Origin of the sequence: Arthrobacter sp. OAP107 (genome assembly GCF_040546765.1) — a bacterium.
Lineage (GTDB): Bacteria > Actinomycetota > Actinomycetes > Actinomycetales > Micrococcaceae > Arthrobacter.
Genome location: NZ_JBEPOK010000001.1, coordinates 588,664 through 614,066 on the forward strand (window position 1 = coordinate 588,664; position 25,403 = coordinate 614,066).

Annotated in this window: 19 protein-coding genes and 2 pseudogenes; 13 read left to right on the top strand and 8 right to left on the bottom strand. The window is 67.5% G+C overall.

Going from position 1 to position 25,403, the window contains the following annotated elements; all coding sequences use genetic code 11:
• Positions 1 to 23: 23 nt before the first annotated feature.
• Both ABIE00_RS02710 and pucL read right to left on the bottom strand, forming a co-directional pair.
• Positions 24 to 1,505 (bottom strand): nucleobase:cation symporter-2 family protein, encoded by a 1,482-nt coding sequence (locus ABIE00_RS02710; protein ID WP_354256412.1) that lies wholly within the window; start codon positions 1,503 to 1,505, stop codon positions 24 to 26.
• 200 nt (positions 1,506 to 1,705) lie between these two features.
• Positions 1,706 to 2,614, bottom strand: coding sequence for a factor-independent urate hydroxylase (pucL, locus tag ABIE00_RS02715; RefSeq protein WP_354256415.1), 909 nt, complete (start codon positions 2,612 to 2,614; stop codon positions 1,706 to 1,708).
• A gap of 374 nt (positions 2,615 to 2,988) precedes the next feature.
• Between pucL and ABIE00_RS02720 the strand changes: the two genes are divergently transcribed.
• Positions 2,989 to 3,159, top strand: a complete 171-nt coding sequence (locus ABIE00_RS02720; RefSeq protein ID WP_354256418.1) for a hypothetical protein — start codon at positions 2,989 to 2,991, stop codon at positions 3,157 to 3,159.
• 29 nt (positions 3,160 to 3,188) lie between these two features.
• On the opposite strand, the gene ligD is transcribed toward ABIE00_RS02720, so the two are convergent.
• Together ligD and ABIE00_RS02730 are read right to left on the bottom strand one after the other, a co-directional pair.
• Positions 3,189 to 4,412 carry a non-homologous end-joining DNA ligase gene (gene ligD / locus ABIE00_RS02725; protein ID WP_354256421.1) on the bottom strand — a complete coding sequence of 408 codons (1,224 nt, stop codon included), beginning with the start codon at positions 4,410 to 4,412 and terminating at the stop codon, positions 3,189 to 3,191.
• Between the two features lie 109 nt (positions 4,413 to 4,521).
• Positions 4,522 to 5,917, bottom strand: a pseudogene (locus ABIE00_RS02730) (8-oxoguanine deaminase).
• 440 nt (positions 5,918 to 6,357) lie between these two features.
• Between ABIE00_RS02730 and ABIE00_RS02735 the strand changes: the two are divergent.
• From ABIE00_RS02735 to ABIE00_RS02765, 7 genes are all read left to right on the top strand, one after another.
• A complete protein-coding gene (locus ABIE00_RS02735) occupies positions 6,358 to 6,852 on the top strand; it encodes a nucleoside deaminase (protein WP_354256424.1) in 495 nt (164 codons plus the stop codon).
• 6 nt (positions 6,853 to 6,858) lie between these two features.
• Entirely contained in the window at positions 6,859 to 8,424 is a 1,566-nt protein-coding gene (locus ABIE00_RS02740; protein ID WP_502914188.1) for an NCS2 family permease, read from the top strand.
• A gap of 188 nt (positions 8,425 to 8,612) precedes the next feature.
• Positions 8,613 to 10,037 (top strand): XdhC family protein, encoded by a 1,425-nt coding sequence (locus ABIE00_RS02745; protein ID WP_354256427.1) that lies wholly within the window; start codon positions 8,613 to 8,615, stop codon positions 10,035 to 10,037.
• Positions 10,028 to 10,957: an FAD binding domain-containing protein gene (locus ABIE00_RS02750; protein ID WP_354256429.1), complete on the top strand. Its 930-nt coding sequence runs from the start codon at positions 10,028 to 10,030 to the stop codon at positions 10,955 to 10,957. Before ABIE00_RS02745 ends, ABIE00_RS02750 begins: the two co-directional genes overlap by 10 nt.
• Before the next feature lie 3 nt (positions 10,958 to 10,960).
• Positions 10,961 to 13,816 carry a molybdopterin-dependent oxidoreductase gene (locus tag ABIE00_RS02755; RefSeq protein WP_354256431.1) on the top strand — a complete coding sequence of 952 codons (2,856 nt, stop codon included), beginning with the start codon at positions 10,961 to 10,963 and terminating at the stop codon, positions 13,814 to 13,816.
• A 57-nt stretch (positions 13,817 to 13,873) separates the two neighbouring features.
• Positions 13,874 to 14,854, top strand: a complete 981-nt coding sequence (locus tag ABIE00_RS02760) for an aldo/keto reductase (RefSeq protein WP_354256433.1) — start codon at positions 13,874 to 13,876, stop codon at positions 14,852 to 14,854.
• Positions 14,855 to 14,857: 3 nt separating this feature from the next.
• Entirely contained in the window at positions 14,858 to 15,508 is a 651-nt protein-coding gene (locus tag ABIE00_RS02765) for a uracil-DNA glycosylase (RefSeq protein WP_354256436.1), read from the top strand.
• Positions 15,509 to 15,527: 19 nt separating this feature from the next.
• On the opposite strand, the gene nboR is transcribed toward ABIE00_RS02765, so the two are convergent.
• Positions 15,528 to 16,148 carry a nicotine blue oxidoreductase gene (gene nboR, locus ABIE00_RS02770; RefSeq protein WP_354256439.1) on the bottom strand — a complete coding sequence of 207 codons (621 nt, stop codon included), beginning with the start codon at positions 16,146 to 16,148 and terminating at the stop codon, positions 15,528 to 15,530.
• A gap of 142 nt (positions 16,149 to 16,290) precedes the next feature.
• Between nboR and ABIE00_RS02775 the strand changes: the two genes are divergently transcribed.
• Positions 16,291 to 16,476: a YegP family protein gene (locus ABIE00_RS02775; RefSeq protein WP_331575326.1), complete on the top strand. Its 186-nt coding sequence runs from the start codon at positions 16,291 to 16,293 to the stop codon at positions 16,474 to 16,476.
• Positions 16,477 to 16,568: 92 nt separating this feature from the next.
• Here ABIE00_RS02775 and aceE read toward each other — a convergent pair whose 3' ends face one another.
• On the bottom strand, positions 16,569 to 19,322 hold the full coding sequence (gene aceE / locus ABIE00_RS02780; protein WP_354256442.1) for a pyruvate dehydrogenase (acetyl-transferring), homodimeric type: 2,754 nt from the start codon (positions 19,320 to 19,322) through the stop codon (positions 16,569 to 16,571).
• A 332-nt stretch (positions 19,323 to 19,654) separates the two neighbouring features.
• Between aceE and ABIE00_RS02785 the strand changes: the two are divergent.
• The 4 genes and pseudogenes from ABIE00_RS02785 to dctA form a co-directional block, all read left to right on the top strand.
• Positions 19,655 to 20,458: pseudogene (locus ABIE00_RS02785) on the top strand (cytosine permease); the annotation flags it as partial.
• Positions 20,459 to 20,556: 98 nt separating this feature from the next.
• A complete protein-coding gene (locus ABIE00_RS02790) occupies positions 20,557 to 21,300 on the top strand; it encodes an aspartate/glutamate racemase family protein (protein WP_354256445.1) in 744 nt (247 codons plus the stop codon).
• 27 nt (positions 21,301 to 21,327) lie between these two features.
• Positions 21,328 to 22,089: an SDR family oxidoreductase gene (locus tag ABIE00_RS02795; RefSeq protein ID WP_354256448.1), complete on the top strand. Its 762-nt coding sequence runs from the start codon at positions 21,328 to 21,330 to the stop codon at positions 22,087 to 22,089.
• Positions 22,090 to 22,334: 245 nt separating this feature from the next.
• Entirely contained in the window at positions 22,335 to 23,813 is a 1,479-nt protein-coding gene (dctA, locus tag ABIE00_RS02800) for a C4-dicarboxylate transporter DctA (protein ID WP_354256451.1), read from the top strand.
• Positions 23,814 to 23,953: 140 nt separating this feature from the next.
• Here the strand turns inward: dctA and ABIE00_RS02805 are convergent, their stop codons facing one another.
• Both ABIE00_RS02805 and ABIE00_RS02810 read right to left on the bottom strand, forming a co-directional pair.
• The gene (locus ABIE00_RS02805) at positions 23,954 to 24,346 is read right to left on the bottom strand and encodes a sterol carrier family protein (protein ID WP_354256454.1); all 393 of its coding nucleotides are present in this window, start codon (positions 24,344 to 24,346) and stop codon (positions 23,954 to 23,956) included.
• A 29-nt stretch (positions 24,347 to 24,375) separates the two neighbouring features.
• Entirely contained in the window at positions 24,376 to 25,392 is a 1,017-nt protein-coding gene (locus ABIE00_RS02810) for an asparaginase (protein ID WP_354256456.1), read from the bottom strand.
• Between the last annotated feature and the right edge of the window lie 11 nt (positions 25,393 to 25,403).

Sequence of the window (25,403 nt, forward strand, 5' to 3'; positions counted from 1 at the left end):
TTGTTCGCGCTTAACCAGCGGGCCTAATGCTCCGAGTTGGTCGACGCCTCGATGGGGACTTCCTTGCCGTCGCAGTCGATCAGCTTCCCGCCTTCGAAGCGGTCGCCGTCGGCCAGGCATTTCAGCTCCTCCTCCTTGACCACCCGTCCGGTGCCCGCCACGAACACTGACTGGTTGTCCGAGTTGCCCGCTTTGAGGTGGTTGAAGAGCAGGTTCAGCAGGATGGCCATGACCGCTGCCGAGCTGATGCCGGAGTGGAAGATGGTGCTGAACCAGGACGGGAACTGGTCGTAGAACGCCGGCGCGGCGATCGGGATCATTCCGAAGCCGATGGATGCGGCAACGATGATCAGGTTCATGTTGTTGCGGTACTCCACCTTGGAGAGTGTGCGGATGCCGCTGGCGGCGACAGTTCCAAAGAGTACGACGCCGGCCCCGCCCAGGACGGGCGTGGGCACCGCTGCCACCACCCGGCCAAGAACCGGAAGCAGGCCAAGGATGACCAGGATGAGGCCGCCGGCGCTGACGACGAACCGGCTCTTGACGCCGGTGATGGCCACGAGGCCAACGTTCTGGGCGAAGGCGCTCTGGGTGAAGGAGTTGAACAGCGGGGAGATGGCGCTGGAGAGCATGTCAGCCCGGAGGCCGTCGCCGATCCGCTTGGAGTCGACCTTGGTGCCCACGATCTCACCCACAGCGATGATGTCCGCGGAGGTCTCCGTGAGCGTCACCAGGATGACGATCAGCATGGAGATGATGGCCGCGATCTCGAACGTCGGCGGACCGAAGGCGAACGGGGTGGGGAACGCGACGATCTCGCCGGTGCCCACCTTGGAGAAGTCAGCCATGCCGAACGCGAGGGCGATCAGCGTGCCGAGGACCATCGCGAGCAGGATGGACAGCCGGGAGATGGCGGCGTTGCCCACCTTGCTCAGCAGCAGGACGATCGCCATCGTGGCGGCGGCCAGGCCGATGTTGGCCATGCTGCCGTAGTTGGGGGCTGCCTTGTTGCCGCCCATGGCCCAGTTGGCGGTCACGGGCATCAGCGTCAGGCCGATGGTGGTGATCACCGTGCCCGTGACGACCGGCGGGAAGAACTTGATGATCTTGGAGAACAGCGGGGTGATGAGCAGGCCGATCAGCGAGGCCGCTATCACGGAGCCGAAGACCGCCTGGATGCCGCCGCCCCCGTGGACGATCGCCACCATCGTTGAGACGCCGGCGAAGGAGACGCCCTGGACGAGCGGGAGCTGGGAGCCGAAGAAGCGGAATCCGACGGTCTGGAGGATGGTGGCGAGGCCGCCGACGAAGAGGCAGGCTGCGATCAGCAGGCCGATGTCCTGGGATGACATGCCGGCCGCGGCGCCGATGATCAGGGGCGGGGCGATGATGCCGCCGTACATGGTGAGGACGTGCTGGAACCCGTAGGCGAAAGTGCTGCCGATCGAGAGGCGCTGGTCTTCCGGGCGGGTTGCCGCTGGGCGGCTTTTCTTGGTGATGTTCATGGCAGACTTTCTTGGTTCATGGCAGACGCCTTCGTCTGGCTAACAATGTCTGGCTAACAATTTGAATCGTGTAGTGGCCTCGTGCCGGGACCGTGGGTAGCGGCAGGGGGGACTAAGAGTTTTTGTCCGGAACCGGTGTGGTTGCGGGGGCCGGCGGGCCCGCGGGGGCCTTGCTTGTCCGCGGGCCTGCCGGCTGGGGTTTAGCAGAAGCCGGCGATGCCCGACCAGGCGGCGTCGGCTGCTTCGGCGTCGTCGCGCAGGACGGTGGCCTCGATGAGTCCGTACGGGCGGTCAGCGGCGTAGAAGACCTCGTTCGGGTTGTCGAGTCCGAACGGCGAGAGGTCCACGAGGAAGTGGTGCTTGTTGGGCATCGAGAACTTGATTTCCTCGATCTCGCTGTGCGCTTCCAGGACCTTGGCGCCCATGTCGAACAGGGTCTGCTGCAGGGCGTGGGAGTACTTCTCGGTGAAGCCTTCAAGCAGGAGGCTCTTGACGTCCTCGTAGCTCTTGTTGAAGTCCAGCGAGTTGAAGTCCGTGCCGGCCTTGAAGCGCCAGCGGGCCGAGACGTCGGTGGCCAGGATGCGGTCGGTGGTCTCCGGCAAGGTGGTGTACTTGTCCTTCGGGTAGCCGACGAAGCCGGACTGCGTGGACTTCAGGACGGTCAGGTCCTTGAGTCCGGAGATCAGGTGGGTGGCGGCGCCGTCGCGGACCAGGACGGCGGTGCGGACTTCCTGGCCCTTGCGGACGAAGGAGTGGTCATGGGCGCTGCCGTGCGCCTGGATGCGCTCCCAGGCGTAGGACTCCGCTTCCCAGCGGCCGCCGGTAACCCAGTCAAAGCTGGAGGTGAAGTGCTCACCGAGGCGGAGCAGGAAAGCCTCCGGGGAGCCGACCCCTTCCCGGGCGAAGGCGTAGATGGTGTTCTTCTGGGTGTCGGTGGCCACCACGTGGGCGTTGTCGCCTTCGAGGTGGGCGGCTTCGAAGTCGCCGCGGAGCTGCGAGGTGACGTTCAGGTCCTCGATCTCGTGCCGGTCGGTGTCGCGGGTGATCTTGACGACGCGGACTTCGGCTTTGCCGTACTGGTTGTGGCCGAGGACGATCTTGTTGCTCATGGTCTGTTCCCAACTTCCGGTATGTGGAACGAAGGTCCCACATAGAAATTAAGTGCGTGTTTCCCACGCGTTTCTGTGGCGTCGACCCAAACAAAAAATGAGCCGACATCAGTTGTGATGCCAGCTCATTACGACCCTGCCTGCTGCTCCCAGGTTACGTGACGTGCGCCACGAATTGCCTTCAAGCCTAGCGCAGCATTCCGGTGGTGTACATCACAAATTCAAAAAACCCTTTGTGACCGACGACGGCGGGCGGCCGGGTGGAAGGGTCTTGACGCCACCCGCCGGGGATCCGTAAGATTTCACGCATCAAAAACTAATTTCCGCTTAGCGAAATTCCTGAGCGGATCAGCGCAAGAAACGAGGAGGAACAGATGGACTCGCAGGATACGAACAACGTCGCGGAATTCCCCGCACCCGGCCAGGAGCTGTACCTGCCGTTTGGCGCCACGGATCCCGACTTTTACATCCCGGCCGACTGCGACCGCCGCTCCGGCGGCCTGTCACGGTGGCTGCGGGCACTTCCGGTCTTCGGCCGGCGGTAACTGCCCCCTCAGGACCCCGCGCGCCCCGGCTACTCCTTGCCCGCCCACGGGTCATAGTCGGCAACTAGCTCCTCCTGCGAAGGACGCACCGCCTCGGGGACGTGCTGCAGGTTCACGCGCACCCGGTACCAGAGCGAACTCGAGCCGCGCATTCCGTCTACCATCACGTCCGCCGGATGCAGCGACGGCACAACGTCCGCATGCCGGGTCTTCCACTCCTCGAGGGCAGCCAGTGCCTCCGGCTTGGTTTTGGTGCGGGCCACCTCAATGAGTGGCATCACCGACTGCCGGCGGCCGGAGCCGTTGCCGGCGCGCGGCGCCTTCTCAGCGGGGCCGAGCTCGGCGGCCAGGGCGAGAAGCCCGTCGAGGGAGCCGGCCGCGTCGTCGATGCCGGCGTGAGGGTCGCCCACGCCGGCGAAGCGCTCCGTCACCGTGGGTACTGTGAACTGTTCCGGCCGGGCGGAGCGGACCTCGTCCCAGCTGAGCGGCGTCGAGACCCGCGCGTCGGGCAAGGGCCGCACCGAGTACGCCGACGCCACGGTGCGGTCCTTCGCGTTCTGGTTAAAGTCCACGAACACACTCTCGCCGCGCTCCTCCTTCCACCACCTCGCGGTGGCGAGCCCGGGAGCGCGGTTCTCGACCTCCCGGGCCAAGGTCTCAGCCGCGAGCCGCACGTCGCGGTACGACCACCGCGGGGTAATGCGAGCCAGAATGTGGAGTCCCCGCGACCCGCTTGTCTTCGGCCATCCCGTGAGCCCCATGTCGTCGAGCACCTCCTGCGCGACATACGCGACGTCCACGATCTGCGACCAGTCGACCCCTGGCATCGGATCCAGGTCCACCCGCAGCTCGTCCGGGTGCTCGAGGTCCTCGGCGCGTACCGGATGCGGGTTGAGGTCGAGGCAGCCGAGGTTCACCACCCACGCCAGGCCCGCGGCATCCCGGATGACGGCTTCCTCCGCCGACGTCCCCGACGCATAGTGCAGCGTCACCGTGTCGATGAAGTCGGGATGGTTATCGGGCACGCGCTTCTGGAAGAACGGCTCCGCATCGATGCCTTTCGGGAAGCGCTTGAGCACCATCGGCCTGCCGCCGGCACCACGGAGCGCGCCATCCGCGACCGCCAGGTAATAGCGCACCAGGTCGAGCTTCGTCAGCCCGGGCTCCGGGAACACCACCTTGTCCGGGCTCGAGATGCGGACCTCGGTGCCGGCGATGTCCAGGATCTCGGCCGGCGTCTTCGACGGAGTCATGCCGCCACGCTAGCAGTTGACCGGGCCCGTTTCGATGGTTCCCTGCATACTCGACGTTGCCCATCGTCGTTTGCGCGGGGAACCGTCGAAATGGCGGGGTGGCGCGGCGTCAGCCGTTCACCAGCCGCCGCGCCGCCGCCGAATGCTCCGCGATCAGGCCGGCCACGTCCAGACCCGGAATCTGCCCGTCGACCACCCGCCACTGCCCGCCCACCATCACGCGGTCCGCGCGGTCGGCGGCGCACAGCAGCAGGGCAGCGAGGGGATCGTGGCTGCCGGAGAACCGCAGGTCGTCCAGCCGGAACAGGGCCAGGTCAGCCTGCATGCCTGGCGCCAGCTGGCCCAGGTCCGGCCGCCCCAGCACGGCCGCCGAGCCGCGCGTGGCCCAGCCGAGCGCCCGCTCCACCGGAACCTGCGCGCCGTAGCGCAGCCGCTGCAGGTACAGCGCCTGCCGCGCCTCCAGGATCATGTTGGAGGCATCGTTCGACGCCGATCCGTCCACTCCCAGCCCCACGGGCACTCCCGCGTCCTCCAGTTCGAGCACCCGGGCGGTGCCGGACGCGAGCCGCATGTTCGACGTCGGGCAGTGGGCGACGGCGGTCCCTGCCGCTCCCAGCCGGGCAATTTCCGCGTCGCTGAAATGGATGCCGTGGCCAAGCCACGTCCGGTCCGTCAGCCAGCCCACGCTGTCCAGGTAGTCCACGGTGCGCAGCCCGAACGTCTCCAGGCAGAACTGCTCCTCGTCGAGGGTCTCCGCAAGATGCGTGTGCAGCCGGACGTCGTGCCGGTCCGCCATCGCGGCACTCTCGGCCATGATCTCCTTGGTGACGGAAAACGGTGAGCAGGGCGCCAGTGCAATCTGGATCACGGCGCCGTCGCCGCGCTCGTGGTACCCGCGGATGAGCCGTTCGCTGTCGGCGAGCACCACCTCCCGGTGCCTGCACCGTCGACTGTGGCGGCAGCCCGCCGTCGTCCTCTCCGAGCGTCATGGAGCCGCGGGTCAGCGTGGCCCGCATGCCAAGGCGCCGGACGGCGCCGATTTCGACGTCGACCGCGTCCTCCATCCCGGCAGGGAAGAGGTAGTGGTGGTCGGCGGCGGTGGTGCAGCCGGAGAGAAGCAATTCGGCGAGGGCCACGGTGGCCGCGAGGTCAAGATCCCGCGGGGTCAGCCTGGCCCAGACCGGGTAGAGGTTCTGCAGCCAGGGGAACAGCGGTGCGTTGGCCACCGGACCCCAGGCGCGGGTGAGTGTTTGGTAGAAGTGGTGATGCGTGTTGATCAGGCCGGGCAACACCACGTGGTTGCCGGCCTCGAAGGTCTGTCCACAGGTTGCGGAAGGCGTCTGGCCGGCGCCGAGCACCTCCACGATTTTGCCGCCGCTGATCACCAGGCCGCCCGAGGCGTCGAGGCCGTTGGCGGTGAAGGCCGCCAGCGGGTTCCGGATCCAGAGCCGGGACGCGGGCGCCGGCTGGGGGAGCGTCGATGAAAGGTGGGAGAACTGGGTCATGAGGGTCCTTGTCTGAGCGTGCTGATACTTCCAGCTCAGTGGTCCTGTCTGCTGATCCAGGGGACTTGCTGCCCGACGGCGGTGCGTCCGGGCGGCGGGTCGGCACCAGCGTAGGGCGGGCGCGGGACGGCGGTCAATGGCCGCGCTTTGTGACCGGACCGGGTGGCAGGTCCGCCCTGCAGTCCGGGAAGGGGCCGCCGTGAGGCACTCGAAACACACATTTCACATTGCGAAATTAAATTTCCAGAAAACTATGGCGCGGGCCACATTCCGGTGCTAATCTCGATGTTGCCAAAGGCGGGCACCCGGGACTCCGGGAAGCTATCTACCAGGCGCAACTTAACCTTCAAAAGCACATGCTGAAGCCTGGTAACCGTCGCACTTGGTCTTTTCCGTTCCGTCGCGGGGTACCGGCTTCCACAGCAAAGGGGAGTCGCATCATGAGTACCACCGTCACGGCCGAGGCATACCTGGCCAGGTCCATCCAGTTGGCAACTGCCAACGTCCTGAACAGCGGCGGCCCGTTCGGCGCCGTGATCGTCACCGCCGACGGTCAGACGTTCGACGGCGTCAACCGGGTCACCGCCGACAACGATCCCACCGCCCACGCCGAGGTCACGGCCATCCGCCGCGCATGCAGCGGTCTTGGCACCTTCGACCTCCGCGGAGCCACCCTCTACAGCAGCTGCGAGCCATGCCCCATGTGCCTGGCCTCGGCGCTCTGGGCCCGCATCGACCGGGTCGTCTTCGCCGCCGACCGGCACGACGCCGCCTCCGTGGGCTTCGACGACGCCGTCTTCTACGAGTACTTCGACAACGAGGACCGGCACGCCCTGATGCCGGTCTCCAAGCTCGAACTTGGCCACCCCGAAGCCCCGGCCATCCTGGAACCGTTCAACACCTGGAACACGCTCGACTCCAGGATTGACTACTAGGGCCCGGTGGCTGACATGACAATCCTGGACAACACAGCTGAAAAGCAGGCTGCGCTTCAGGGCGCGGGGCAGACAGCGGCACTCGAAATGCACCAGACAACCGGGAAAGCACAGCGGGGCACCGGCCCCAAGCCCCCGGTGTCGAACTCGTTCCTGGACCGCTTCTTCCACATCACCCGGCGCGGTTCCACCGTTGCCCGCGAGGTGCGCGGCGGACTGGTCACCTTCTTCACGATGGCCTACATCGTCATCCTGAATCCGCTGATCCTTGGCGGCTTCAGTGCGGACAACGCCCCCACGGACGTCGCCGGCGGCTGGCTTTCCGCGGCGCAGGTGGGCGCAGTCACCGGGCTGACAGCCGGCGTCATGACCATCGCGTTCGGCCTCATCGCCAACCTGCCGTTCGGCCTGGCCGCGGGACTGGGTATCAACTCCTTCCTCGCGGTGGCAGTCATCCACGAGGTCACCTGGGCCGAGGCCATGGGCCTGGTGGTCATCAACGGCATCCTGATTGTCCTTTTCGGTGTCACCGGCGCGCGGACCGCGATCTTCCGCGCCGTGCCCAAGGAGCTCAAAGCCGCCATCACGGTGGGCATCGGCCTGTTCATCGCCTTCATCGGCTTCGTGGACTCGGGCTTCGTCAAGGCCACCGCCGGCGGGCCCCCGGTCCAGCTCGGCGACAACGGCTCCATCACGTCCATCCCCACCATGGTGTTCATCGTTGGCCTGCTGGTCATGGGCATCCTCGTGGCACGGAAGGTCCAGGGCGGGCTGCTCATCGGCATCGTGGCCACCACGGCACTCGCCGCCGTCGTCGAGGCACTCATGCACATCGGCCCGGCCAGCGACACCAACCCGGGCGGCTGGCACCTGAACACGCCGGTGCTGTCCGGCCACCTGGTCTCCGCGCCGGACCTCGGCCTGGTGGGTCAGTTCGACCTGTTCGGTGCCTTCGGCCGGATCGGCGGCCTGGCCGCGACGATGCTGGTGTTCACGCTCGTGTTCACCAACTTCTTCGACGCCATGGGTACCATGACCGGCCTCGCGAAGAGCGCCGGCGTGGCGCACAAGGACGGCACGTTCCCCCGGCTCAAGTCCGCCTTCATCGTCGAAGGTGTGGGCGCGGTGGTGGGCGGTGCTACATCGGGTTCCTCCAACACTGTGTACATCGACTCCGCCGCGGGCATCGGCGAGGGCGCCCGCACGGGGCTGGCCTCGGTGGTCACCGGCGCGCTGTTCCTGGGCTCGATGTTCCTCACCCCGCTCACCAGCGTGGTGCCGCTCGAGGTGGCAGCCGCCGCCCTGGTGGTGGTGGGCGCGATGATGATGGCGCAGATCCGCGAAATCAAGTTCACCAAGTTCGCGGTGGCGCTGCCGGCCTTCCTGACGATCGTCACCATGCCGCTGAGCTACTCGATCGCCAACGGCATCGGCGTGGGCTTTGTGACCTGGGCAGTGATCGGCGCGGCCTCCGGCAAGGCGAAGAAGATCCACCCGCTGATGTGGGTGGTCACCGTGGGCTTCATTGTCTACTTCGCGCGCGGTCCGATCGGCTCGCTGCTCGGGGCGTAGGCCAGCGGCACGGCCCGGCCACGACGCGGTAAATGCCCGGCGACGCGCAAGCGGCCGGAGGACACGGGAATCCCCGCATCCCCGGACCGTTTGCGCGTCGCCGGGCCGGACCGGCGTCGAATGCTTTCAACTACCAGGAATAGGAACGAGAATATGGGCACCATCGCACGGGAAGAGGGAGTGCTGCCATGCTGGATCTGATGCCTTCTCTGGCCGGCTGGCGCCCGGCGGCCTCCGGGGAACGCTGCGCCGTTGCCACCATCATCACCGCCAGCGGCTCCGTGCCGCGGCCGCCCGGGACCTCCATGCTGGTGTCCGAATCCGGCGAGATACTCGGCAGCCTCTCCGGCGGCTGTGTTGAAGGCGCCGTGGTTGCGTCGGCGCTGGAAGTGATGGCCGACGGCGGCACCCGCCTTGAGGCGTTCGGCTTCAGCAGCGAGGATGCGTTCGCCGTCGGGCTCACCTGCGGCGGTGAGCTGGAGGTCCACATCCAGCCGCTGGACGGCAGCGCCGCCGGGTTCGGCGCGCTCCGGAAGTTCGCCGCCGGGGACCCCGAACGGCCGCTGGCCCTGATCCGGCGCATCAACGGCGCCGGGGCCGCCAAGACCGTGCCCGGCAGCGCATTGGGGGCTGCCGGATCCCAGGGGGCCGGAACTCAGGTGACGGCGTCCGCCGAACCGCCGACCGTCGTCGTGGTTCCCGATCCCGGCACGTTTGAGGTTGCGGGATCGGCGGAGCTCGCGGCAATGCTGGGGCTGGACACCCTGAAGCTGGACGCCCTGAACCTGGACGCCCCGAACCTGGACGCCGGGGCCAGGCGGGAAACACTCCTGGCGGCCGCGGCCCAACTCGAGCCGCTGCTGCGCGGCGGCCGGACGGGGCTGGTCCGGCTGGCGCCGCCACACGGCTGCGGCGGCGTTCCGGCCGGTGGCGGCGGCGCGGAGACCTCGCATGAACCGTTGACCCTGCTGGTTGAGAGCCGCCTGCCGCGGGCCCGGCTGCTGGTGTTCGGCGCCAACGACTTCGGCGCGGCGCTGGTGCCGGCCGCGAAGCTGCTCGGCTACCGCGTCACCTTGTGCGATGCCCGGCCGGCGTTCGCGGCGCAGGAGCGTTTTGCCGCCGCGGACGAGGTGGCCACCGGCTGGCCCCACCGGTATCTCGCCGCGGAGGCCGCCGCAGGCAGGATCGATGCCCGCACGGTCATCTGCGTCCTCACCCACGACCCCAAGTTCGACATTCCGCTGCTGCAGGAAGCGCTGGAGCTGGACGTTGCCTTCGTCGGCGCCCTGGGCTCGCGCCGCAGCCACCGGCAGCGCATCGACGGGCTGCTCGAGGCAGGAGTCGCACCGGAGCGACTGGCCCTGCTGCATTCGCCCATCGGCCTGGATCTCGGCGCCGTCACACCGGCCGAAGTCGCCGTCTCCATCACCGCGGAGCTGATCGCAGCCCGCACCGCTGGCGCCGCCTGCACTCCGCTGCGGGACGGCACCGGGCCCATCCATTCCCTTCCCGCCGGAGGCACGGAGCCCGCGTCCGGGGGCACAGAGCCCGCGTCAAGCCACCAACCGGCACTCACTGCAGAACAGGCATCCCAGGAGATCGCATGGACATGAACACCATCGAGGCGGTGGTCCGCACCACCGACCCCGCCGACTGGCGCGACGGCGACGCCTGGCTCGCGGGCGGCACCGTCCTCTTTTCCTACGGCAGCACGGCCTTCGGCCCCGAGCCGCTGCGGCGCCTGCTCGATCTCGGTTCCGCCGGCTGGCAGCCCGTCACCGTGACGGCGGACGGCATCGAGCTCGCGGCCACCTGCACGGTCGCCGAACTGTATGCGCTCCCGGGGAAACTGGCAGACGAAAGCGGTCCGGCGGACTGGGCAGTGAAGGCTCAAGGCTGGTCCGGCCTGGACCTGGTCCGGCCCTGCTGCGACTCCTTCGTGGCTTCGTTCAAGGTCTGGAACATGTCCACCGTGGGCGGCAACCTCTGCACGTCACTGCCGGCGGGGCCCATGATCTCGCTGTGCGCAGGACTGGATGGCACGGCCACCATCCTCAGCCCCGGAGGCGCCCGCCGCGAACTGCCGGTGGCCGACCTCATCACCGGGGACGGGCAAAACGCGCTGGCACCGGGCGAGCTGCTCCGCAGCGTCAGCCTGCCGGCGTCGGCCCTGTCCGACCGGGTGGCGTTCCGCCGCCTCTCGCTGAGCAACCTCGGCAGGTCGGGAGCGCTGCTGATCGGAAGGCTCGACGGCGGCGGCCGGTTCGCGCTCACCGTCACTGCCGCCACCAAGCGGCCCGTGCAGCTCCGGTTCGAGTCCCTGCCGGACGCGCCGGAGCTGGCGGGCGAACTTGAGGCCGCCATCCCGGCGGCCCTGTACCACGACGACATCCACGGGCTGCCCGAGTGGCGCCGCGACATGACGCACCGCCTGGCCGAGGAAATCCGGGCAGAACTGGGCTCGCCGGCCGGAGCGCCGGCAGCAGTGTCCGGTGACTTCTGGCCGCCGCAACAGACAACGAGAGGGGCCTGAGCAATGGCCATGGAAATCAACGGCGCGCCGGTACAGGCGCAGCCGCGGCCCGGCCAGTGCCTGCGCACGTTCCTCCGCGAGCAGGGCAACTTCGGTGTGAAGAAGGGCTGCGACGGCGGCGACTGCGGTGCCTGCACCGTGCACGTGGACGGCACCCCGGTGCACAGCTGCATCTATCCGGCCGTCCGGGCGGAGGGCCGTGCGGTCACCACGATCGAGGGACTCGCCGCAACGAGCGAGGGGACGGACCTGCACCCGGTGCAGCAGCAGTTCCTGGACCGCCAGGGCTTCCAGTGCGGCTTCTGCACCGCCGGCATGGTGATGACGGCGGCCACGTTCGACGACGCGCAGAAGGAAAACCTGCCGCGCAACCTCAAGGGCAACCTGTGCCGCTGCACCGGATACCGGGCCATCGCGGACGCCGTCTGCGCCCACGGGCGCCACCCGGCCCCGGAAGGCCCCGGCTCGGGGGTCGCCGGCGAGAACCAGCCCGCCCCGGAGCCCGGCCGGCTGGGTGACGACGTTCCCGCGCCCGCCAGCCGCGCGGTGGTCACGGGGCAGGCCCGCTACACGCTGGACGTCCCCCCTGAAGCCCTGCCCGGCCTGCTGCACATGAAGCTCGTGCGCTCGCCGCATGCCCACGCCCGGGTCCTGTCCATCGACATCACGGCGGCGATGGAGGTGCCGGGAGTGGTGGCCGTCCTCACCGCCGGGGACGCCCCGGACCAGCTGTACTCCAGCGCCCAGCACGAGCTCTACACCGATGACCCCGACGACACCCGGCTCCTGGACACTGTGGTGAGGTTCCGCGGGCAGCGGGTGGCCGCCGTCGTCGCCGAATCGGTGGGGGCTGCGGAAGCGGGCGTCCGCGCGGTGCGGGTTGAGTACCAGGAACTGCCCGCGGTGTTCACCCCGCAGGACGCCATCATGCCCGGCGCGCCCGCCCTGCACGGGGAAAAGGAGGCAGGCACGGCGCGGATCGCCCGGCCTGAGCGGAACATCGTGGCCGAGCTGCACTCCGAACTCGGCAGCGTCAGCGACGGCTTCGCGGCCGCCGACTTCGTCCACGAGCAGACCTACCGCACCCAGCGGGTCCAGCACGTGGCCCTGGAAACCCACGCCTCCATCGCCTCGGTGGACGACGACGGCCGGCTGCAGGTTCGCACGTCCAGCCAGGTGCCGTTCCTGGTGCGCCGCACGCTCTGCCGTGTGTTCGGGCTGCCGGAGGACCAGGTGCACGTGGTGGCCGGCCGGGTGGGCGGCGGCTTCGGCGGAAAGCAAGAGGTCCTGACGGAGGACATTGCTGCGCTCGCGGCGATGAAACTGCGGCGGCCCGTCCAGCTGGAATTCACCCGGACCGAGCAGTTCACCGCCAGCACCACGCGGCACCCGTTCACCATCAAGCTCAAGGCCGGCGCCAGCAAGGACGGCCGGCTCACGGCCCTGCAGCTCGACGTCCTCACCAATACGGGCGCCTATGGCAACCACGCCCCGGGCGTCATGTTCCACGGCTGCGGCGAATCCCTTGCCGTTTACAAGTGCGCCAACAAGAAGGTGGACGCGCTCGCCGCCTACACCAACACCGTGCCGTCCGGCGCCTTCCGCGGCTACGGCCTCAGCCAGATGATCTTCGCCATCGAATCTGCCATCGACGAACTGGCGGCCGGCGTCGGCATGGACCCCCTGGAATTCCGCCGCCGCAACATGGTCCGCGAGGGCGACGACATGCTCTCCACCCACCCCGATCCGGAGGAGGACGTCCACTACGGCAGCTACGGGCTGGACCAGTGCACGCGCCTGGTGCAGGACGCACTGGACCGTGGCCGCGAACGCTACCGGTCCGCCGGCCTCGACGACGTGGGGCCGGACTGGGTCACAGGGGAGGGCACGGCGCTGTCCATGATCGACACCGTGCCGCCGCGGGGCCACTTCGCCCATTCCAGGCTCCGGCTCCTGGCCGACGGAACGTACGCCGCCGACGTCGGAACCGCAGAATTCGGCAACGGCACCACCACGGTGCACGCGCAGCTGGCGGCGACGGCGTTGTCCACCGTGGCCACGCGGGTCGCCGTCCGGCAGTCGGATACGGACCTGATCGAACACGACACCGGCGCCTTCGGCTCGGCCGGCACTGTGGTGGCCGGCAAGGCGACGCTGGCCGCCGCCGAGGAACTGGCCGTCCGGATCCGGGCGTTCGCCGCCGGCGTCCGGCAGATCCAGTCATCCGGATGCGTGCTCGACGGCGATGCCGTCGTCTGTGAGGGAACCAGGGTGCCGCTTACTGAACTGTTCGACGCCGCCCGGCAGGCCGGCGTCGAACTCGAGGCCGAGGGGCGCTGGGGCGGAACGCCCCGCTCGGTGGCCTTCAACGTCCACGGTTTCCGCGTGGCCGTCAACACCGGAACCGGGGAGCTGCGGATCCTGCAGAGCGTGCAGGCGGCCGACGCCGGCGTCGTGGTTAATCCGCGCCAGTGCCGGGGGCAGATCGAGGGCGGGATTGCCCAGGCCCTGGGTGCCGCCCTCTACGAGGAGGTCCGGGTGGACGACGCCGGCCGGGTCACCACAGACATCCTCCGGCAGTACCACATCCCCTCCTTCGCGGACGTGCCGCGCAGCGAGGTGTACTTCGCCGACACCAACGATTCCCTGGGTCCGCTCGGGGCCAAGTCGATGAGCGAGAGCCCCTTCAACCCCGTGGCCCCCGCACTGGCCAACGCCATCCGGAATGCCACCGGGGTGCGGTTCGCGGAGCTGCCGATCGCCCGGGACAAGATCTACCTGGGGCTGAAGCAGGCGGGGCTCGTTCCGGGCAGTGTTCCCGCAGGTCCAGGCAACGCGGAGTCACTTTGCGCCCAATAAAGCGCCTCGGAGGGCGCGAAGTGACCCCGCGTGGGGTTGGCAACATATAGTCGGGGGATGGAACAGCGCATCTTAGGCAAGACCGGACGGAACGTTTCAGCCGTTGGGCTGGGAACCTGGCAGCTCGGCGCGGACTGGGGCAACGTTGACCCGGCCCAGGCGCAGGCCATCCTCGCGGCCTCGGCGGAGGCCGGCGTGACCTTCTTCGACACCGCGGACGTATACGGGGACGGCCGCAGCGAGCAGGCCATCGGAGCATTCCTCGCCGACAACCCCGGCACGGGTATCACGGTGGCCACGAAGATGGGCCGCAGGCTGGAACAGCGCCCGGAAAACTACAACCTCGCCAACTTCCGCGAATGGGTGGACCGGTCCCGCCGGAACCTTCGGACCAACGCCCTGGACCTGGTCCAGCTGCACTGCCCGCCCACCGCCGTGTACAGCCGGGCGGAGGTGTACGACGCGCTGGATACCCTCGTCGCCGAGGGTGCCATCAGGAACTACGGCGTCAGCGTTGAGCGGACCGATGAAGCCCTCGAGGCGATGCGCCACGAGGGGACGGCCTCTGTGCAGATCATCCTGAACGCCTTCCGGCTCAAGCCGCTGGACGAGGTGCTGCCCGCCGCGAAGGCCGCCGGGGTGGGCATCATCGCCCGGGTGCCGCTCGCCTCCGGGCTGCTGTCCGGCAAGTACACGAAGGAAACCGTCTTCGCGGCGGACGACCACCGCAATTACAACCGCGGCGGCGACGCCTTCGACGTCGGCGAAACTTTCTCCGGGGTGGACTTCGAGCTGGGGCTCAAGGCGGTGGCCGAGTTCGAGCAGCTGGTGCCGGAGGGTTCGGGCACCGCGCAGGCTGCCATCGCGTGGGTCGCCGCGCAGGACGGCGTCACCTCGGTCATCCCCGGTGCCCGCTCCGTGGAGCAGGCAAGGGCCAACGCCGCCGCTGCCGCCACAGTGCTAAGTCCGGAGTTCCACGAGGGCGTCCGCTGGATCTACGACCACTACTTCCGCGAGGCGATCCACCCCCGCTGGTAGAGCATGACCTCATCGTCGATCGAGGACTTCATTGCCCGGCTTGCCGCCGCCAAAACCGGTCCCGGCTGCAACAACTTCTTCGACCACTCGGTTCCCGCCAACGCCCTGCGCCGGCAGAACCTGGCGGCCTACCTAAGCGACATGCTGGACCGGGCCCCGAAGGTGCTGCTGGTGGGGGAGGCGCCCGGCTTCCGCGGCATGCGGATCACCGGCGTTCCCTTCACCAACCGGACCATGTTCGAGGGTCCGGCCAACCACTTCGGGCTGTTCGGTTCCGGCAATGGGTACGTGCTGCCGCCGGAGGCTGCCGGCGTCGCCGCCGAACCCACGGCCACGGTGATGTGGGAGGTGCTGGCAGAGCTCGACTTCCTGCCTTTGCTCTGGAGCGCCTGCCCGTGGCATACGCACGTGCCGGGTCAGCCGCTGTCCAACCGCACTCCAACCCCGGCGGAAGCAACCCTGGGTACGCCGTTCTGGCAGGTCCTGATCGGCATTTTTCCCATCGAAACCGTGCTCGCCGTGGGGAACGTGGCGCACCAGAGCCTTCGCCGCAGCGGCCTGGACGTGCCGAAAATCAGGCATCCGGCCCACGGCGGGAGGGCCCGCTTCAAGCAGGGACTGCAGGAGCTGCTCGCGGCGGGGATGGTCCAGTAACTGCCGGCCGCGCGCCGAACTAGCCCAGCAGGTGCAGCTGGTCCGGGGTGTCGAGGTCTTCGCCGCCGGACTGGCCTGAACCGGGCGGCAGAGTGCAGTCCACCAGGTCGATCAGGTCCGGGTGGGCCTGGAGGAAACGCCGGGCACCGGCGTCGCCGCCCGCCGACGCCGCAGCTTCCGCGCGCAGCGTGGCGTCGAACAGCAGCGGGTGGCCACGCCGGAGCTTCCCCGAAGCATCGGCGTACGCGGCGGCAGTCACCCGGCCCGGCCGGTGTGCACGCAGCAGCCGGGCGACGGTTTCGGCGCTCAGCCCGGGCTGGTCCACGAGCGCCACCAGCACGTGGTCTTCCCGGCGCGCGCGGTCCAGCCCTGACTGGAAGGAACTGCCCATTCCGCCGGCCCACCCCGGGTTCTCCACCACGGTGTGCCGGGCCAGGTCAGCCCGGGCGCGGACATCCGCGGCACCGGCGCCCAGCACCACCACAACCTCGCGGCAGCCGCCGTCGAGCAGTATGTCCGCCAGGACCTCCACGAGGGTGCGTCCCCGGAACGGAAGCAGGGCCTTCGGTCCCCGGCCCAGGCGGGTCCCGGCCCCCGCCGCCAGCAGCACACCCGTGGTGGAAGGAAGGGAGGAAGCCATGTTCACCAGCTTAGGGGTGCAAAGACTACCCGGTAGTAGGGGTGGTTCGTCCAATGAATGGCGGCTAACGTCGGATATGTCGTGTTGGCAATTGGGGGTCGTAATGGCAGCTGCAAGGGTGCAGCTGGCGGAAGGAGCATCTATGGCAGGCACATTCGTAATTGAGACGGCAGGCGCAGGGCAGTACCGGTTCAGGCTGACGGCTGACGACGGAACCGTGGTCGCAGTATCGCCCAGCTTCTCAAACATCAAAGCCGTCACCGCAGGAATCACGGCAGTCCGGGAGAGCGCAGCAACAGGCTTCGTCGTCGACCGCAGGCATCCCTGACGTAGCCCAAAGAAGCACGACGGCGGCCCCCACCGAGAGGTGCGGGCCGCCGTCGTTTTTTGTGCTCCAGCATCTCTGCCGGGTGGACGGGCTCAGGAGTCGCCGCCGGCCCCTCCTGTTGTTCCTGCCGTCACGTCCAGGAGCTTGTAGCGGTCCATGGCGTACGACGGCGCGCCCTCCTGCACTTCGCCCCTCGCCGCCAGCAGCTGGAGGGTTTTGACGACGATGGAGTGAATGTCGTTTTTGAAGAAGCGGCGGGCGGCGGCGCGGGTGTCGGAGAAGCCGAAGCCGTCGGCGCCGAGGGTGGCGAATTCGTTCGGGATGAATTGCCGGATCTGGTCCGGGACGGCTTTCATGTAGTCCGAGACGGCGACGACGGGGCCCTGGGCGCCTTCGAGCTGTTTGGTGACGAAGGGCTGGCGGGCGTCCTTGCTGGGGTTGAGGAAGGCTTCCTCTTCGGCGGCGAGGCCGTCGCGGCGCAGTTCGTTCCAGGAGGTGACGGACCAGACGTCGGCGGAGACGCCCCAGTCTTCGGCGAGGATCCGCTGGGCTTCGAGGGCCCAGGGGACGGAGACGCCGGAGGCGAGGATCTGGCTCTTGGGGCCTTCGGTGCTGGAGTCGGCGAGCTTGTAGATGCCTTTGATGACGCCTTCGACGTCGAGGTTCTCCGGTTCGGCGGGCTGGACGATGGGCTCGTTGTAGACCGTGAGGTAGTACATCAGGTTACGGTCTGCATTATCTCCGTCGGAGGCTGGCCCGTACATGCGTTCGAGGCCGTCGCGGACGATGTGGCCCATTTCGTAGCCGTAGGCGGGGTCGTAGGTGACCACGGCGGGGTTGGTGGAGGCCAGCAGGGGGGAGTGTCCGTCGGCGTGCTGGAGGCCTTCGCCGGTGAGGGTGGTCCGTCCTGCGGTGGCGCCGATGATGAAGCCGCGGGTCATCTGGTCGGCGGCGGCCCAGAAGGCGTCGCCGGTGCGCTGGAAGCCGAACATGGAGTAGAAGACGTAGACCGGGACCAGGGGCACGCCGTGGGTGGCGTAGGCGGTGCCGGCGGCGGTGAAGGCTGCCACGGCGCCGGCTTCGTTGATGCCGGGGTGGATCAGCTGGCCCTGCGCGGATTCCTTGTAGGCCAGGACCAGGTCCCGGTCCACCGACAGGTAGTTCTGGCCGCCCGGGTTATAAATCTTGGCGGTCGGGAAGAACGCGTCCATGCCGAAGGTCCGCGATTCGTCCGGCACGATGGGGACAATCCTGTGCCCGAACTTCTTGTCGCGGAGGAGGTCTTTGAGCAGGCGGACGAAGGCCATGGTGGTGGCGGCCTGCTGCTTGCCCGAACCGCGCTTGGCGACCTCGAACGTTTTGGCGTCCGGCAGTTCCACCGCACCGTGGCCGGAACGGCGTTCGGGGACGGACCCGCCCAATTGCCGGCGCCGTTCCAGGAGGTAGGCGATCTCGGGTGCGTCGTGACCGGGGTGGAAGTACGGCGGCCGGTAGGGATCCTCTTCGAGCTGGGCGTCTGAGATGGGAATTCGGAGGTAATCCCTGAATTCCTTGAGGTCATCCAGGGTGAGTTTTTTCATCTGGTGGGTGGCGTTGCGGCCTTCGAAGTGCGGGCCCAGGCCGTAGCCCTTGACCGTTTTGGCCAGGATCACGGTGGGTTTGCCCTTGAATTCGGTCGCGGCCTTGTAGGCGGCGTAGACCTTGCGGTAGTCGTGCCCGCCGCGCTTGAGGTTCCAGATCTCGTCATCGGTCAGGTCCGCGACGAGGTCCTTGGTCTGCGGGGTTTTGCCGAAGAAGTGTTCGCGGACGAACCCGCCGGATTCGGCCTTGTAGGTCTGGTAGTCCCCGTCGGGGGTTTCGTTCATGATCTTTACCAGCGACCCGTCGGTGTCGCGGGTGAGCAGGTCATCCCATTCCCGGCCCCAGACGACCTTGATCACGTTCCAGCCCGCGCCGCGGAAGAACGCCTCGAGTTCCTGCATGATCTTGCCGTTGCCGCGCACCGGCCCGTCCAGGCGCTGGAGGTTGCAGTTGATCACGAAGTTCAGGTTGTCCAGGTTCTCGTTCGCGGCGAGCTGGAGCAGGCCGCGGGATTCGGGCTCGTCCATTTCGCCGTCGCCCAGGAACGCCCAGACCTGCTGGTCCGAGGTGTCTTTCAGGCCCCGGTTGTGCAGGTAGCGGTTGGACTGGGCCTGGTAGATCGCGTTCATCGGGCCGATGCCCATGGACACGGTCGGGAATTCCCAGAAGTTCGGCATCAGCCGCGGGTGCGGGTAGGAGGACAGGGCGTGGCCTTCCTTGGACTTTTCCTGCCGGAACCCGTCCAGGTCCTCCTCGCTGAGCCGTCCTTCCATGAACGCCCGGGCGTACATGCCCGGGGACGCGTGGCCCTGGAAGAACACCTGGTCCCCGCCGCCGGGGTGGTCCTTGCCGCGGAAGAAGTGGTTGAAGCCGACCTCGTACAGGGTCGCGGCGCCGGCGTAGGTGGAGATGTGCCCGCCCACCCCGATCTCGGGCCGCTGCGCCCGGTGCACCATCACCGCGGCGTTCCAGCGCATGTACGCCCGGTACCGGCGCTCGAACTCCTCGTTCCCCGGGAACTGGGCTTCCTGGTCCACCGGGATCGTGTTCACATAATCCGTGGTGGTCACCATCGGAACCCCGACGCTCTGCGCGCCGGCACGCTGCAGGAGACTGCGCATGATGTATTGGGCACGCTCCGTGCCCTGTTCCCTGATCAACGCATCCAGGGACTCAACCCACTCGGCGGTCTCTTCCGGATCACGATCAGGCAGCTGGTTAGTCAACCCGCTGAGGATATGGGAGGTATCTTCTCCTGCAGCCACGGCAGCCTCGTTTCATCTTTGAATGTTGGGCTCATGTTTTCGTATTGTGAGAAAACATTCTTGCTATTCGAGATTATCGGCAGCACGGGATCCCGGTCAAACGCTGCTGCTCATTCCTGGCAGTGACGGCGGGCCGTTGGCCAAAGGTGCGGTTTATGACCATTGCGCACCGGCGCCGCACCTTGACCTGAAGGTGATGCAGGTCATACGATAGTTTTCACTATTCAACAAGTTTATTTCGCGATGTGGAATAACAGCGATAATCCGGCGACGATGATCGTCCGATCGAAGGCTCACCACCGCGAAAATCCCAGAAACCGGAGAACCAGATGCAGATGTGGCGGACTATTTTCGCCGGCGGTGCCCTCTGGGTGTCCATCTACGGAACGTTCGTCCTGAATTTCTGCGACTTCACCCGGTCCGCCGTCTCCAAGAAATCGATCGTGCGCGGCAACTTCTGGGGCATTCCGATCAACATGCTCCTGTTCGGCGCCATCGTGGTGGTCCTGGCAGGCGGGCAGTACAAGATCAACGGCACCATTATCGAAACGCCGTCGGACATCGTCCAGAGCATCCCCAACACACTGTTCCTGGTGCTGGCCTGCCTCGCGATCCTCATCCTGACCATCGCCGTCAACCTCATGGCCAACTTCGTGGCCCCCGTGTATGCCCTCACCAACCTGTTCCCCAAACGGCTGAACTTCCGCCGGGCAGCCTGGGTGAGCGGCACCATCGGCCTGGTCATCCTGCCGTGGAACCTCTACAACAACCCCCTCGTCATCGTCTACTTCCTGGGCGGCCTCGGCGCACTGCTCGGTCCCCTGTTTGGCGTGGTCATGGCCGACTACTGGCTGCTCCGCCGCGGAAAGGTCAATGTCCCCGAGCTGTACAGCGAGGACCCGGCCGGCGCCTACTTCTACAAGCGGGGCGTCAACCCACGGGCCATCATCGCACTGGTTCCTGCGGCCGTCCTGGCCATCCTGGTCGCCTTCCTTCCGGTCTTCGAGCCGGCCGCTCCTTTTGCCTGGTTCTTCGGCGCCGGCGTCGGTGCGCTGAGCTACTACGTGATCGCCGACCGCAGGCAGCGCTTTGAGGACGCCGACGGCGAAGCGATCGCCGTCGCCAGCACCCACTAAGAGCCCCCCACCCAACTGACTCGCACTTAACGTCGTTTTGAGCCTCCAAAACGACAACAACTGCGAGTCAGTTGGGCCACCCAGTCCAGGAGGACACCATGCGCATACTCGTTGCGAACGTCAACACCACCCAGTCCATGACCGACTCCATCGCCGCCCAGGCGCGCAGCATCGCCGCGCCCGGCACCGAGATCGTCGGGATCACGCCGCGCTTCGGCGCCGACTCCTGCGAAGGCAACTTCGAGAGCTACCTGGCCGCGATCGCCGTGATGGACCGGGTGGTCAACTATCCCGAGCCGTTCGACGCCGTCATCCAGGCCGGCTACGGCGAGCACGGACGGGAGGGGCTGCAGGAGCTGCTGGACGTGCCCGTCGTCGACATCACCGAGGCGGCGGCCAGCACGGCCATGTTCCTGGGCCACAAGTATTCCGTGGTCACCACGCTGGACCGGACCGTGCCGCTGATCGAGGACCGGCTGAAGCTGGCCGGCCTCGACGCCCGCTGCGCGTCCGTGCGGGCCAGCGGGATGGCCGTGCTGGAACTGGAGGAGGAGCCGGAACTGGCGGTCGAGGCCATCATCAGCCAGGCGCTGCTCGCTGTCCGGGAGGACAAGGCCGAGGTGATCGTGCTCGGCTGCGGCGGCATGGCGGGCTTGGACGAACAGATCCGGCAGCGCGCCGGAGTCCCCGTCGTTGACGGCGTTGCGTCCGCCGTGACCATCGCGGAGTCCCTGGTCCGGATGCAGCTCTCCACGTCCAAGGTGCGGACGTACGCCACGCCGCGGCCCAAGACCGTCATAGGCTGGCCGCTGGCGGCGAACAGCCTTCCGGCCACCGCCTAGGTTTCCATCAATTTCAGGAGAAACAGCATGGCCGTTCCACCCACTCCCGGCCGCGTCGCCGTCGTGACCGGCGCCGGCTCGGGCATCGGGCGGGCGGTTGCCCGGCAAATGCTCGCGGACGGGTACCGGGTGGCCCTGGCGGGACGCCGCGAGCAGCAGCTCCTGGAATCGGCGGACGGGCACCCGGAGGCGCTTGCGGTGCCGTGCGACGTCACCGTGCCCGACGACGTTGAGCGCCTTTTCGCTGCCGTCCTCCGGCGCTGGGGCCGGGTGGACGTCCTGTTCAACAACGCCGGCGTGTTTGGCCCGGCGGCGTCGGTGGACGAAATCAGCCTGGCGGACTGGGAGGCCACCGTCGCGGTGAACCTGACCGGTTCGATGCTGTGCGCCGGGGCGGCGGTCCGTGCGATGAAGGCGCAGTCGCCGCGGGGCGGACGGATCATCAACAACGGCTCCATCTCCGCGCACTCACCCCGGCCGCGGACCGTGGCCTACGCCGTCACCAAACACGCCATGACGGGCCTGACCAAGAGCATCGAGCTGGACGGCCGGGAGTTCGGCATCACCTGCGGGCAGATCGACATCGGCAACACCGCCACGGAAATCATGGACACCATCGGAGTCGGCTCGGGCGCGCTCCAGGCCGACGGAAGCCGCAAGGTGGAACCCATGTTCCCGGTGGAGGACGCGGCCCGTGCTGTACTGATGATGGCCGGGATGCCGCCGTCGGCCAGCGTGGGCTCGGTGGTCATCACGGCCGCGGGAATGCCCTTCATAGGCCGCGGCTAAGGCACGCTCTCCGTACCCCGACTGCCCTCCCTCCGGGGAAATCAGTAGCCGGCCTTTCGTCGTGCCCGAAGCTGTCCTGGCTGGAGGCCGCCAAAGTCCGGACAAGTGGCCTAAAACCCGATTATGACCGCCGTATTAGTTCCGCATTGTGAAAATTAGATTTCCTCTTGCGGAATAGTGTGACCGGGGTTACGTTGGAAGCAGACCCCGATCCGGGGCTGTTCCCAATTGATAGGTACAGATCAATGAAGATCCCAGATTCCTCGGCGCTGAAGGCGAGTTCGGCGCCGTCGAAGAAGAAGCCCCTGTACAGGTCGCTCTTCTTCCAAATTCTGATCGCCGTCGTGGCAGGTGTCCTCATCGGGCATTTCTGGCCGGACCTAGGCGCTCAACTGAGGCCGCTCGGTGACGGCTTCATCCAGCTCATCAAAATGATCATCGCGCCGCTGATCTTCCTCGTGATCGTCACGGGAATCTCAGCCGTTGGCGACGTCAAGGCGGTCGGAAGGGTAGGAGTCAAGGCTCTTCTCTACTTCACAGCGGCCACACTTTTCGCACTGGTCTTCGGCCTGATTGTCGGCAACATCGTTCAGCCCGGAGCCGGCCTGAACATCGATCCGAGCACCCTGTCCCAGGAGGCCGTCGACGCCAAGACCGGCCACGCCGTCCCGAAGGACGCAGCAGCCTTCATCCTGGATGTCATCCCCACCAGCGTCATCGGCGCATTTGCCAACAACAGCCTGCTGCAGGTCCTCTTCTTCTCCGTGTTCTTCGGCGCGGCCATCGTCGTCATCGGCCGCGAGCGTTGCCAGCCGGTGGTCAGCCTTATGGAGACGGTCCTCGAACTGATTTTCAAGATCATGTCCTGGATCATGAAGGTGGCACCGATCGGCGCCTTCGGTGCCATGGCCTTCATCATCGGCCAGTACGGGCTGGACACCCTGGGCACCTACGCCATGCTGATCTCCGCCTGCTATGGCGCCGCCGTGGTGTTCATCGGACTCCTGTTCGTCGTGGCCTGGAGCTTCGCCCGGGTTCCCCTATGGCAGTTCCTCAAGTACACCCGCGAGGAATTCCTGCTGGCCCTGGGCACCGCGTCCACGGAAGCCGTGATGCCGCGCATCATGACCAAGCTGACCAATGCTGGATGCTCCCGGGCCACCACCGGCCTGGTGGTTCCCACCGGCTACTCGTTCAACCTGGACGGCGCGGCCATCTACCTCTCCATCTCCCTGCTGTTCCTCGCCCAGGCCTTCGGCCACCACCTGGACCTCGGCCAGCAGCTTGCCGCGCTCGGCGTCCTGCTGCTGACCTCCAAGGGCATGGCCGGCGTCCCCGGCTCGTCCTTCCTGGCACTGTCCGCCACGGCGGCCGCGCTCGGAATCTTCCCGGTGGCAGGCGTTGCCCTGCTCCTTGGGGCCGACCGGCTCATGGACTCCATGCGAGTGGTGGTCAACCTGCTGGGCAACTGCGTGGCAACCTTCGTGGTCTCCAAGTGGGAGGGCCAGTTCGACCGCAGCGTCATGGTCCGGGCGTTCCGCGGCGAGATCACCAACCACGATTCCGCCGTCATGCTCGGTGTGGAGGAAGACTTCCAGGAGCAGGAGCTGGAACGGATCAGCGGGGGCGGGCAGGCTTCGCCCAAGTTCCGCGGCGGCCCGACCCCTGGTGAGATGCCCGACTTCGAGATGAGCAGGCCGTCGGCAGCCATCAACCACGAATAACACACGGAGATTTTGTCCAGATACTGGCCGCTAAAGGCCCTTGAAGTCGCGATATCCGGACAAAACTCCAAAGGATAGGCGGCAGGACCCCGTCCTCGGCTGAGCAGTTCAGCCTTGGGCGGGGTCCTGCCTCTTTGTGTTCAGAGGGGAAGCAGCGCTGACAGGTCTGCCCGCAGGCCCGACGCCGCCACGCGTCCGGCACCCACTGCGTCCGCCCAGTTCAGCCGGCCAGTGACCATCGCCAGCCAGGTCGCGGCGTCGCACTCGATGACGTTTGGGGGTGTGCCTCGGGTGTGCCGCGGGCCTTCCACACACTGGGTCACGCCGAACGGCGGCACCCGCACCTCCACCGAATTCCCCGGCGCGCGGGCGGTGACCTCCTCCAGGGAGTACCGGACCGCCGTCGCGATCACCGAACGGGGGATGGCCGGAGTTGACGGAGCAGCGTCCGACGGCGGGACGGCACCTGCCGCCCACTGGTTCAGGGCCGCCCGGCCCTCGGCCGGGTCAATTCTGCGGCGCGCAACAGCCACCGGTTCCTCCTTGAAAAGAGATAGGTACGTTAGTCCAACAGGGCCGAGACGGCATGGCCAAGCCGGATCTTGCCGACGGGACGGCCGCCGCCGAGGACCGGCTCCACCACCTTCTCGAGCACGCTGGACACACCAGGGATGTCGACGGCCCCGCAGGCCGCCAGCAGGGTCAGGCCGACCAGCGAGGTGGCCCGCAGGTTGCCGTCGAGCATCTTGAGGGCCACGGAGACACCCTGGGACGTGGCCATGACCAGGATGCCCTCGGCCCCGATCTTGGCAATGACGTCCAGCTCCTCCATCACGACTGTGTTGGCCTCGCCCCTGCCCTGGACAGCCCAGGGGTAGTCCAGCATCGAGGTGGCGATGGTGGCGGCGCGGGCGTTGGCGGATTTGTCGGAAGGGGCCTTCGCAAGCAGGGAGTAGGCGCGGGCCAGGCCGGTCAGCGAGATGGCCGCAACCGGTGCGCCGCAGCCGTCGATGCCCAGGTGCGCGATCTTCTCGCCGGAGTACTCCTCGATCACGGTGCGGATGCGCTGCTGCAGCGGGTGGTTGGGTTCCAGGTAGCTGTGCGTGTCCCAGCCGTTTTCGGTGCAGGCCCACAGGAACGCCGCGTGCTTGCCCGAGCAGTTGAACGCCAGCCGGGACCTGCCGCGCTCGGAACGGGTCAGCCACGTCCGTGCCGTCTCATCCTGCGGCCACGCGGCGGGGCACTGCAGCTGGTCTTCCTTGACGCCCGCGGCCTTCAGCATGCCTTCGACGACGTCCATGTGGTCGAGTGACCCGGTATGGCTCGCACAGGCGAGGGCCACCTGGGCGCCGCGCAGCGGAACGCCCGACTGCATCGCCGCCAGCGCCTGCAGCGGCTTGAGGGTGGACCGGGCCAGGATGGGGGTGGAGATGTCGCCAAGCTGGGTCACCACGTGGCCGTCCGCGGCGAGGACCACTGCCGCCCCGATGTGGCGGGACTCCACGAATCCGCTCCGTTCAACCACGGCGAGTTCGACGGCGGAATCCACAGTGAACGTGGCGTGCGAATTTAGGGCCATGGCCCAAGTCT